The sequence below is a fragment of the Kitasatospora sp. NBC_00458 genome (assembly GCF_036013975.1).
Classification (GTDB): domain Bacteria; phylum Actinomycetota; class Actinomycetes; order Streptomycetales; family Streptomycetaceae; genus Kitasatospora.
Map to the genome: position 1 here is coordinate 4958678 of NZ_CP107904.1, position 11323 is coordinate 4970000.

Here is an 11323-nt window from a genome sequence, read left to right on the forward strand (position 1 = left end):
GCGCCCGGCGGTGCACCCGGGCCCCGCTCCCGGGCACCCTCCCCGGCCCGCTTCCTGAATCCGGCGCCGTGCCTCCGCAGCGGAAACGACAACTCCGGTCACCGGACGGCCCGGCAGTGGCACCATGTCTTCTGACGGCGCGCCGGTCCGCGGTGGGCGCCCGCCGCGGCGCGCCACGGGTCGGCGAGGGGGACTGCCCGGTGGCGGACGTGCCGCGCGGTGCAGATCCTCGTCCGGTGGAGGCGCGATGCGGTGGCTGACGGGCTGGTGCACGGGCGTACCCCGACCCGGCACTCCGGCGCACGAGCCCCCCGGCCCGGTGACCCCGATCGCCGCGCGCCCCCTGTGGACCGGCCCCGATCCGCTCTGGGCGGTCGGCGACTGGCGTCCCGACGAGATCCGCCTGGTCACCCTCCGCCCGGGCGCCCCCGCCGTCGTCACCACGGGCCGGGCCGCCCCCGACCGGGACGCGGACACCCCCGCCACCGTCCGCCTCGCCGTCGTCGGCCACTGCGGAGCCTCCGACGCCGAACTCGCCGCGGGCCTGGCAGCCGCCCGAGGCGGTGCCGTCCGCCACCTCACCGCCTGGCCCGGCAGCTACACCGCGGTGCTGCGCAGCGGCATCCGCTCCACCGTCCTGCTGACCGACCTGGCCGGCGCCCAGCCGGTCTTCCACACCCCCTGGGCCGGCGGCACCGCCTACGCCACCGCCGCCCTCCCGCTCGCCGACCTGGTCGGCGCGCCCCTCGACACCGGCCACCTCGCCGCCCGGCTCGCCTGCCCCGAGTCGCCGGAGGCGCTCGGCACCGGCACCCCGTACCTGGGTGTGCAGCGCGTCCCGCCCGGCCACGCGCTGGCCGTGCGCGCGGGGCGCCCGTACGTCACCTCCTACGACGAGCCGGGGGCCGACGGGGCGCGGCCGCCCGGGGAGGCGGCCGCCGTCCGGGAGCTCACCCGGGCGCTGCTGGAGTCGGTCCGGTCCCGGGTCCGCACCAGTCCGGCCGGGACCGCGGGGGCACCCGCCGGGGCCGCCGCCCGTTCCCGGCTGGGCGTCGACCTGTCGTACGGGACGGCCTCCGCCACCGTCGCGCTGATCGCCGCCGCCGTGCCGCCCGCCGCGGGTCCGGCGGCGGTGCCCCGCCAGGCCGGTCCGCCGGCCGCCGAAGCCGGTCCGGCGGCGGAGACCCCGCCCGGCGCGGCCACCGGGCGGGCCGGCGGGCGGGCGGGCGGGGCGGTCGGCCCGGAGGCGGCGGGGGCCGGTCTCCGGACCGGGGCGGTGAAGGGCTCCTGGGCCCGCCCGGCCGCGCGACCGCAGCCCGCCGTCGAACAACTCGCCGCCGTCACCTTCGGGGAGTCCGGCTTCGGGGCGTCCGGTTTCGGCGAGCCGGGTCTCGGAGCGTCCGGTACCGATGAGGGCGTTTTCACCGGGACCGTGCCCGCCGGGACCACCGGTGCCGGTGGTCCCGCCGGTACCGGTGGGCACAGTCCGGGTGGGGGCGGTGGTCCGGCCGCGCTGGTGCTCGCCCGCGGCGTCCCGCGGCTGCGCCACACCGTGCTCGCCCCGGGCCCGGACACCCTCCCGTACGCCGACCTGCGGTCCGACCCGACCTCCGGCCCGCTCACCGACGAACCCGGCCCGGAACTGGTCGCCGCGGCGAGCGCGGAGGCCCGCTTCGACGTCGGCGGCGCGGACCACCTCACCGGCTACGGCGCCCGGCAGGTCCTGGACGGGCACCCGGCCCGGCTGGCGGACCTGGTCCGGGCCGGCCGCTCACGCGAACTGTTCCCCCCGGTGGCGGCCCTGGCGGGTGCCGACCGGGCGGCCGCGGGCGTGCTCACCGGAGCCCTGCGGACGCCGCTCACCGTGATCCGGGCCGCCCACCGGCTCTCCCGGATCCGGTTCGCGGACGCGCTCGACGACGTCGCCGTGAAACTGACCCTCCGTCGCGTCACCGACGGAGGCGGGACGGCGGGCGCCCGCTCGGCCGGGGACCTCGCCTGGGTGGTTCCCGGACCGGCCGCCCGCTGGCTCTCGGACGAGGCGCTCTCCGCCGTCGCGCTGCGGCTCCGGCTGGCGGCGCGCGAACCGGCGCCCGGGGAACACCCGGGCGCGCACCGTGCCCGTCACGCCCTCCATCGACACGCGCGCGGGTTCCGCACGCTTCTCCACGCCACTGAGCAACCCGGCCAACGGCTGCACGCACCCTTCCTCGACAACCAGGTGGTGCGCGCCGCCCGGCTCCTCCCCGCCGACGTCAGGCTCCAGCCCGGCGCACGGCCCGCGCTGCTGCAGGCCGTCCTGGCCGGCGCCGGCCGTACGGACCTCCCGCCCGGCTGGGGGCGCGGCCCGCGGCCGGACCGCACCGCCGCCACCCGCGCGGGCCTGCGGCTCGCCGCCGACGGGCTGGCCGAACTCTTCGACACGCCCCTGCTCGCCGAGGCCGGTCTGATCGACCTCCCGGCGGTCCGCGCCGACCTCGCCCGTTCCGCCGACCCGGCCGTTCCCCTCCCGCCCGCCGCCCTGGCCGGCCTCGCCGACCTGGTCGCCACCGAACTCTGGCTCCGCCGCGTCCGCGCCCGCCGGCACGGCGCCTGCTGGACCGGCCTCCCCCTCGTCGAGCACACCGCCCTCACCCCACCCCGCTTCGCCTGACCCCGCCCCTGCCCCTGTCCTGCCTCGCTGCTCCTGGCCTCCGCCTCCCTCCCTGAGAGGCCGGATCCCTTTCCTGCCCGTCTGGAATATGTAGACCGGTCTACATCTAGGAATCTACCGACCGGTCTACATAGTCCGCCCCGGCCGAGCCCGCAGCCGGAGCAGAAAGTCGGCGGGTCCGACTTCCTGCGCTGGATCGCCTTGGGCCCTCATCTCGGGGCCGCCCATTCCCGTGCCCCACAGGCGCCGCCCGGGAATACCGCCACACCCCCGCCGCCCTACGCCCCCTCTCGCGCACCCCAGGCGCCGCCCTTCCCCGCTCTCTGCCCGCCCCGCCCCTCCCCGCTTGCCCAGCTCTCCCAGCCATCCCCGGTCCCCCCGGGTCTCCCACCCACTGGAATATGTAGACCGGTCTACCCGCAAAAGATCTGTGGACCGGTCTACATATTCCTTCCTCGCCATCGGTCCAGCGGCGGAGCAGAAAGTCGGCTGGTCCGACTTCCTGTGCTCGCCGCCCCCTCGGAGCGGCACCAAGTGCGGTCATGGCCTGATCCCGCCGCCCCGCCCCCGCTGCCCCTCGCTCGGCGCGGCTCTCCGGCGCGGCTCTCCCGTGCGGCCGGGCGGGGCGGGCAATCATGGCGGGGCGTCCCGTCCCCTTCCCCCACGGAGGCCCTGGTGACCAGCGCCAGTCCGGACCCGTCCGTCCCCGTCGTGCTGTCGGTGCTCGGCCGCCCGCCGACGGGCCGCCCGCCGGGGGTGCTGGCGGCGTGCGACGGTTCGGACGGCTCGCTCTGGGCGCTGGACCGGGCGATGACGGAGGCCGAGGTGTTCGGCCTGCCGCTGTACGTGCTCGCCGTCGTCAACCCGGCGCCGACCGGCTACCCGCCGGGAATGGCCGAGCTGGTCCAGGAGAGCGTGGAGACCCTGGTCGAGTCGATGGCGGACGGCCTCCGCCGTGCGGTGGCCGCCGTGCAGGAGGCCCGTTCCCGCCCGTACGAGGGGGAGTTCTCGCTCCACGTGGTGCTCGGCAACGTGATCGAGGTCCTGTTGGCCGCTTCCGCGCGCCAGCACACGGTGGTGGCCGGCACCCGGGGCAACGGCGGTTTCACCCGGCTGCTGCTGGGTTCGGTGAGTGGAGCCCTGGTCCACCACGCGGCCTGCCCGGTCCTGGTGGTCCCGGCTCCGCCCGAGCACTGAGCCGCGGGTCACCTGTCGGCCTGCCGGGAATGTCCCGAGATGGTTCACCGTTCACCTATCTCGGACCGCATCCCCTCCCCACCCTTGGAGCCCCCGTCATGAAGGTCGAGATCTACTCCGACATCGCCTGCCCCTGGTGCTACATCGGCAAGCGCCGCTTCGAGCAGGCGCTCGACGGCTTCGCGGGCAAGGAGAACGTCGAGGTGGTCTACCGGCCGTACCAGCTGGTGCCGGACGCGCCGGCTACGGCGAGCCCGCACCGCGACTGGCTGGCCGAGCGCTACGGCCCGCAGTCCGTGGCGATGGACGCCCGGGTCGCGGAGCTCGGCCGGTCGGAGGGCATCACGTACGACTTCGACGCCGCGCTGCACGCCAACACCTTCCTCGGCCACCGCCTGCTGCACCTCGCCGAGACCGAGTACGGCGCGGCCGTGCAGGGCCGGCTGAAGGAGGCGCTGCTGAAGGCGCACTTCACCGACGGCGTGGACGTCGGCGACCGCGCCGCGCTCACCGAGGTCGCCGTCGGGGCGGGCCTGGAGCGCGACCGGGTGGCCGCCTACCTGGCGGGGGACGAGGGCGTCGCCGAGGTCCGCGCGCAGCTGGCCGAGGCCCGCGAGCTGGGCATCAGCGCCGTGCCGACCTTCGTCTTCGAGGGCAAGTGGGCGGTCCAGGGCGGCCAGGAGGCCGAGACCTTCCGCCAGGTGCTGGAGCAGGTCGCTTCCGAGATCGGCGAGCGCCGCCCCGCGCCGGTGCCGGTCGTCCCGGCCGGTGAGGCCTGCGCGGACGGCTCCTGCGCCATCTGACGCCGACCGTCACCCGGGCAGGTCCCGGGCCGACCAAGCACGGGACACACCCGGACACACGCCCGATGGCCCGGACACAGCCGGACTCCCGGACTCCCGGATCACCGGACACCGGCAACAGCCGACCGTCACCCCACCCGAGGCCCGCTTCAGACGCACCTGAAGCGGGCCTCGGCCCAGTCCGCCATGTTCAGGGCCGACCAGACGCCGTTCGCCGGCGTCACCACCAGCCGGATCGACTTCTGCCCGGTCAGCGGCACGTGCACCGGCACCGCCGGGTCGCCCGCCCGCAGCGCGGGAGAACTCCACAGCGGGCGGCCGTCGCCGCCCTGCACCGAGAAGACCACGCCCCCGATCGAGACGGTGAGGTCGTCCATCCCGGCCACCGCGTCGAAGGACGTGCAGCTCCGGTTGAGGTCGATCACCGTGGTGGACGGCGCGTGCATGGTGATGCCGTGCGGGTGGACGGCGCCGTCGATGCTGACGGCGTCCCGCTGCCAGAACCAGTCGCTGTCCTTCTGCCGGATGCTCGGCTGGGGCGGCGGCACCCGGTTGTTGCCGGGCTTGACCACCGGCAGGTCGTCGGCCCAGAAGTCGGTCGGTTCGGGCAGCGGAGGCCGGGTCGGCAGGGTCGGCGTCACGGTCGGCGTGGGCTGCGGCGGCCGTGTCGGCGTCGGGACCGCCGGCACCTCGGGCGTGGGCAGGGGCGGCACGCTCGGCGTCGGGATCTCCGGCACCGGCACCTCGGGAGGCGTGGGGACGGGAGTCGGCGTGGGCTTCGGGGGAGGGGTGGGGCTCGGCGAGGCCGCCGGGGTGGTGACGGGGGCCTTGCTCGGCGGCGCCTGCGGGGGCAGGACCTTCGGGGTCGGGCTGGGTGCGGGGGGCGGGGGCGCGGAGGGGCTCGGCGCGGGCTCCGCGACCGCTGCCGGTGCCGGGCTGGCCGGCTCCGGCTGAGGATCTGGTTCCGGCTCCGGTACGGGGGCCGGGGCGGCGGGTGGCGCGGGCACGGCGGGGGAGGAGGCGGCGGGGGCGGCCGCCGGGGGCTTCGGTTCGGGCGAGCCGGTGAGCGCGTAGGCGGCGACGGCGGCCGCCGCCACCGCGACGGCTGCGGCGATCCCGGCCTTGGCGGCGGTGCCGAGGCCCTCGCCGACCGCGCCGACGCCGGCGCCTCCTCCGCCGGAGGCACCCGCCCCGCCCGCCGCCCCGGTACCGGCGGCGCCGGTCGTACCCGCTGCGGTACCCGCCGCGCCGCTCGCAGCACCGCTCGCAGCACCTCCAGCAGCCCCGCCCGCCGTGGCGGCCGCGGTTCCGGCGGCCGCACCGCCGACCACCGCGGCGCCGCCCACGGCGGCCGCGGCGGCGCTGAACCCGCCCACGCCCACCCAGACCAGCACGCCGCCGGGCAGCAGCGCCCGCAGACCGTGGTTGATCTCGGACAGTTCCAGGCACGCGGCCGTGCAGCGGTCGCACTCCTTGAGGTGCCGGCCGACCTCCGCCGAGGCCCGCTTGCGCAGCGAGCCGCGCGCGTACGCGCCCAGCCGGTTGGCGTAGGCCTCGCAGTCCCGTTCCTGGCTGCCGGAGACGTGGGCCTGCAGGAAGGCGGCGGCCAGCCTGTCGCGGGCCCGGTGGGCCTGGACGGCGGTGGCGTTGGCGGTCTTCCCGAGCATCACCGCGACGGTCTTGGGCGACTCCCGCTCGACCTCGGTGTGCCAGAGCACCACCCGGTCGTCCTCGGGGAGTTCGGCGTAGGCCTGCATCACCATGCGCTGGTCGGCCAGCGCCATCGCCCAGGCGTCGGCGCCGGGGTCGGCCAGGTCGAGGTCGACGACGGCCGCCGAGCTCTGCGCGAACACGCTGAAGTCGTCGACGAGTTGCTCGCGCCGCTCGCTGCGGGTCCAGGCCGCGGCGACGTTCCGTACGGCGGTCAGCAGGTAGGCGCGGACGGCGAACTCCGGTCCCTTGCCGGCTCTCAGCGCCTGCAGCGTGCGGGCGAACACCTCGCCGGCCAGGTCCTCGGCGGTGAAGCTGTCGCGGCAGCAGGTCCGCGCGTAGCGGCGCACCGAGTCGACGTGCCGGCGGTAGATCTCCTCGTACGCGGTGTCGTCCCCGGCCCGCACCAGGGCCGTCAACTCGGCGTCGGAGGCCGGGCGTTCGCCGTCCACCGGATCGGCGGGCGCGGGCACGGTGGGCCGCGCCGGGGCGCCCGTGCAGACGAAGGCCTCGGGGGTGACGCCGCCGAGGCCGGCCGGGGCCTGTCCGGGCACGCGGCCCTGCGGGAGGGCGGCGGCGGAGGCGGAGAGCGTTTCGCGGCTGGGCATCCCGGCCTGGTCCGGCACCTGTCCGGACGGAACCTGTCCCGAAGGCACCTGCCCCGGGGACATCTGCCCCGGGTACATCGGGCCCGAGGACATCTGCCCCGACCCGCCGGGCTCCGTTCCGGCGCCGGGCACGCCGGACCCCACGGCCGGACCGTCAGGACCCAGGTCGGACCCGCCCGCGGCGGACCGGCCGAAGTCGAGGCCGTAGCCGTAGTCGTTCTGTTCCTCGGCGCTCACAACGGACCCCAGATTCCACGACAGCCCCCGTAGTGTGGCAGGGCGTGCGGGAGTGCGTGGGCGCACGATTCCCCGTTGCACGGCGCCGGGTGCGCGCGAACGGCGCGCATCGGGACATTGGCTCCAACCACGGGCAAAGGATGGCATAGCGCAGAGTTGGGCGGTAGCCGGACCGGCCGCGACCCACTCTTCCGTGGGGCCGTCGCGGATGTGTTCGCCCCGCTCCGGGCGCCCGGGGTGACGGGGGGCTTACCCGGCGCGCGGCCTGCCCCGCGCGCCGCCCCGATCCCCAACCTCCCTGACCGGCCCGGACGGAGGAGTCCGGCCCGGACGGGCGTTCAGCGCGCCCGGAGGCCGTCCAGCAGGATCTGCAGCAACCGGTCGGCCGGACCCTCGGCGGGTTGACCGTCCGTCTGCCGACCACTCGACGCCTGGGCCGCGTCCCCGAGCTGGCCGGTCCCGGAGCCCACCGGCCCCGCGGCCGCGCCGGACGCCGGGCCGCCCACCGGCACAGCGGGTCCGCTGCGCACGGCGTGCACCGGCACCGACGCGGTCAGCACCAGCACCACGTCCGCGACGGTCACCCCGGGCCGCAGCTCGCCGGCCGCACCCGCGCGCGCCACCAGCGCCGCCAGCAGCTGCAGCAGCAGCCGCGGATCGGCGTCGGCGACCATCGCGCCGGGCTCGCCCTCGACCGACTGCGACCCGCCGGAGTAGCCACCGCCGGGGTAGGCCCCGGCGCTGTACGCACCGCTCCCGTGGGCCCCGCCGACGTACGCCCCGCCCGCCTGCCCGCCGGGGAACGGCTCGTACCGGGCGGAGCCGAACGCGGCACCCAGTCCCACCGCCTCGGGCGTGCGCTGCTCGGGCACCCGGCCCAGCTCCTCCGCGTACCGGAACGCCTCCGGCGGCAGCAGCCGGCCGGCCCCGGTGGACACCGCCCGTGCCAGGTACCCGGCCAGCGCCTCCCACGCGCCCCCGCCGCCGTACAGCGACTCGCGCGCCTGGGCCGTCAGCCAGGCGACCTCCTCGGCCGCGATCCGCTGGACCAGCACCTCCTTGCTGGGGAAGCGCCGGTACACCGTGCCGACGCCGACCCCGGCGCGGCGCGCGACCTCCTCCATCGGCGCGCCGTAACCGAACTCGCCGAACACCTCGCGCGCCGCGCGCAGCACGCTCTCCAGATTCCGCCGGGCGTCCACCCGCAGCCGCGCGCCCGGCAGTGCCCCGCCGGCCGGCACCGGTTCACCCCGGTACGGGGCCGCCTGGTGCGCCGCCCCGGGTTGCGAGGGCGGTTCGGCGGGACCGCGTTGCTCCGGCACCACGCCTTGGCCGGGGTGCGCCGCACCCGCTCGCCCCAACAGTCGCTCCTGCTCCATCATCCCAACTCTCCCCCGCAGGCGCCCGATCCCGGACCCTGTCGTCGCCCGCCCCTGCACCCCCCGGTGCAGCTCCGCATGAAAGAAATGACCGATGCCCCATCGCTAGTGCCGCTGGTGCCGTCCGGGTGACGCCCGGCCGCGGGTGCGGCCACGCGCAGGACCACCCGGACCCGTTCCGGCGGGTGCCGCCGGGCCGTTTGGTGCGATCGGTCCGGCGTGTCGGCGCCCGTCCGGGGCCCTGTCCGGGAACTACCCTTCCCCGGATCACGGTCCTACAGTCGGGTTCTCACGCCAACACTAGAACTGGCCGTAATGACCGATCCACGGTGCGTCGCCACCAGTTGACATGGCGGTGGCCGCGCCGCCACACAATCCGACCATAGTTCACGGCAGTTCGAGGCCGAAAGTGCGTCAGAAACTCACCCCGGCAGCACATCCGTCCCCACCCGCCCCCACGGGCCCCATCCGTCACAGCACGAGCGGTGGACAAGAGCGCTCCGGCGGTCCTTTATTGGTGGGCGTGATGGGGGCATGCCCGGTCGAAGGCGGGCTGCGGGCCCCATCGACAGGAGGTGCGCCATCAGGATCCTGATCGTCGGCGGCGGGTGCGCGGGCATGTCGACCGCGCTCCACCTCCAGCGCGGCCTGCGCGAGCGGCTGCGCCGGGGCGAGGTCGAGGTCACCGTGGTCGAGCCGCAGGCCTACCTCACGTACCACCCGCTGCTCGCCGAGGTGGCGGCCGGATCGATCGACCCCCGGCACGTGGTCGTCCCGCTCCGCCGCGAGCTGCCCGACTGCCGGGTGCTCACCGCCCGGGTCACCCGGATCGAACACGCGACCCGCCGGGCCTGGGCCGACGCCGCGGCCAAGGGCGAACCGCCCGCACCGGTGGAACTCGACTACGACGTCCTCGTGCTCGCCCCGGGCTCGGTCTCCCGCACCGCCCCCGTCCCCGGGCTCGCCGAGCACGGCCGGGGCTTCTCCACCGTCGGCGAGGCCGTCGGCCTGCGCAACCACGTCCTGGAACAGCTCGACCTCGCCTCCGCCACCCGCGACCCGGCCCTCCGCCAGGCCGCGCTCACGTTCGTCTTCGTCGGTGCCGGGTACGCGGGCGTGGGCGCGCTCGCCGAACTGGAGGACATGGCCCGGTACGCGATCCGCGGCCACCACAACATCAGCCCCGAGGACCTGCGCTGGGTACTGGTCGAGGCCACCGACCGGATCCTCGCCGAGGAGTCGCCCGAACTCGCGGACCACACCCTCGCCCAGTTGCGCGAGCGCAGCGTGGACGTCCGGCTGCGCACCACCCTGGAGTCCGCGGCCGGGCGGGTCATGGCGCTGTCGGACGGCAGCCGGTTCGCCGCCCGCACCCTGGTCTGGACGGCAGGCGTCCGTCCGTCCCCGCTGCTGCGCGACACCGACCTGCCGCTGGACACCACGGGCCGGGTCCGCTGTCTCCCCACCCTCCAGGTGCTCGCCCCGGACGGCCGCGCGCTGCCGGGGGCGTGGGCGGCGGGGGACAGCGCCGCCGTGCCCGATCCGAACGCCGACGGCGCGCCGTGCGCCCCGAACGCCCAGCACGCCTTCGCGCAGGCCGAGCTGCTGGCCGCCAACGTGCTCGCCTCCTTGGACGGGGGCCCGCACGGTGCGGGCATCGTCGCGTACCGGGCGGGTGTTCCGGCCTGTTCCACCTCTCTCGGCCTCGGGCGGGCCGTCGCGCACACCAAGGGCGGCAGGCGGCTCACCGGCCGGCGCGCCTGGTGGCTGCACCGGGCCCGCCACCTGCGGCGCCTGCCGAGCGGGGACCGGCGGGTGCGGGTGCTCATGGACTGGGCCCTGGCCGGCCTCTTCTCCCGCGAGGTGGTCTCCCTCGGAAAGCCCGAGCAGCCGGAGCAGCCGGAGCTCGCCGACGACCGGCCCACGTGAGGCGCGGTACGAGTCCCCGCCGGGGTCCGCGGACACGTCACGGCCCCCGGTGCGTCCCACCGTCACCGACCCGAGGTCCGCTCCTGGCGCGGGCGACTTCCGGAATCGGGCCTCCGCCTGACAGGATCTGCCCGACCGAGTCATTACCCCGTGTGCCGATGTGCGCACAAAAAGTGATGATATGCCTGGAACCCGAGGAAGCGGCCGTCGTTTGAACCTCATGCGCTGGAGCGCCCGGCTCACCGGAGTCCCGTGGCGTGCCGCCCCGTCAGCCGGGGCCGGCACCGACCAGGGCGCGCCGTCCGGCGACGGCGTCGTGGTGCCCAGCCCCCGAGACCCCACGAGCCCCGCCTGCCGGTCCGACCTCCTGGACGCACTCGACCCGACCGGCGTGCTCGACCCGCACCGGCCGCAGGACCTCCGGGAGGTCCTCAACCGCATCCCCGCCCCGGTGGCCGTCACTTACGGCCCGCTCCACCAGCTCGGCTACGCCAACCGCGCCTACCGCGAACTCTTCGGCGAACGGCCCACCGGCCTGCCCGCCTGCGACGCGCTGCCCGAACTCGGCACCCTCGGGGTCCTGCCCCTGATGGACCAGGTCATCCGCGGAGGCAGCCCGCGCAGCGTCAAGGCCCGCTGCATCCTCGGCCTCACCGGGAACCGCTACTACAACGTGTCCTGCGTCCCGCTCAGCCGCGACGCCGGCCACGGCGAACCGGGCGAGCCCGTCGACGACCGGACCACGGGCGTCCTGATCTTCGCCGCCGAGGTCACCGACCAGGTCCTCGCCGCCGCCCGCCTCCGCGA

At 76.5% G+C, this 11323-nt stretch carries 6 protein-coding genes and 1 pseudogene (1 of these 7 only partly in view); 5 read left to right on the plus strand and 2 right to left on the minus strand.

Going from position 1 to position 11323, the window contains the following annotated elements:
* Positions 1-247: 247 nt before the first annotated feature.
* From OG550_RS20665 to OG550_RS20675, 3 genes are all read left to right on the plus strand, one after another.
* On the plus strand, positions 248-2653 hold the full coding sequence (locus tag OG550_RS20665) for an asparagine synthase-related protein (protein WP_442906037.1): 2406 nt from the start codon (positions 248-250) through the stop codon (positions 2651-2653).
* Positions 2654-3328: 675 nt separating this feature from the next.
* Positions 3329-3850, plus strand: a complete 522-nt coding sequence (locus OG550_RS20670) for a universal stress protein (RefSeq protein WP_327679679.1) — start codon at positions 3329-3331, stop codon at positions 3848-3850.
* A 98-nt stretch (positions 3851-3948) separates the two neighbouring features.
* A complete protein-coding gene (locus tag OG550_RS20675; protein ID WP_327679681.1) occupies positions 3949-4653 on the plus strand; it encodes a DsbA family oxidoreductase in 705 nt (234 codons plus the stop codon).
* Positions 4654-4802: 149 nt separating this feature from the next.
* Here the strand turns inward: OG550_RS20675 and OG550_RS20680 are convergent, their stop codons facing one another.
* Positions 4803-6971 (minus strand): sigma-70 family RNA polymerase sigma factor, encoded by a 2169-nt coding sequence (locus tag OG550_RS20680; RefSeq protein WP_327679683.1) that lies wholly within the window; start codon positions 6969-6971, stop codon positions 4803-4805.
* 575 nt (positions 6972-7546) lie between these two features.
* Positions 7547-8587 carry a TetR/AcrR family transcriptional regulator gene (locus tag OG550_RS20685; protein WP_327679684.1) on the minus strand — a complete coding sequence of 347 codons (1041 nt, stop codon included), beginning with the start codon at positions 8585-8587 and terminating at the stop codon, positions 7547-7549.
* A gap of 618 nt (positions 8588-9205) precedes the next feature.
* Here OG550_RS20685 and OG550_RS20690 point away from each other — a divergent pair.
* Entirely contained in the window at positions 9206-10516 is a 1311-nt protein-coding gene (locus tag OG550_RS20690) for an NAD(P)/FAD-dependent oxidoreductase (protein WP_442906038.1), read from the plus strand.
* A 211-nt stretch (positions 10517-10727) separates the two neighbouring features.
* A pseudogene (locus OG550_RS20695) lies at positions 10728-11323 on the plus strand (PP2C family protein-serine/threonine phosphatase) (its annotated part continues 760 nt past the right edge of the window); the annotation flags it as partial.

What these genes read in the sequence shown, in the direction of transcription:
- OG550_RS20665 (WP_442906037.1), top strand. Translation starts at nt 248, where the DNA reads ATGCGGTGGCTGACGGGCTGGTGCACGGGCGTACCCCGACCCGGCACT.
- OG550_RS20675 (WP_327679681.1), top strand. Translation starts at nt 3,949, where the DNA reads ATGAAGGTCGAGATCTACTCCGACATCGCCTGCCCCTGGTGCTACATC.
- OG550_RS20680 (WP_327679683.1), bottom strand. Translation starts at nt 6,971, where the DNA reads ATGCCCAGCCGCGAAACGCTCTCCGCCTCCGCCGCCGCCCTCCCGCAG.
- OG550_RS20685 (WP_327679684.1), bottom strand. Translation starts at nt 8,587, where the DNA reads ATGGAGCAGGAGCGACTGTTGGGGCGAGCGGGTGCGGCGCACCCCGGC.
- OG550_RS20690 (WP_442906038.1), top strand. Translation starts at nt 9,206, where the DNA reads ATGTCGACCGCGCTCCACCTCCAGCGCGGCCTGCGCGAGCGGCTGCGC.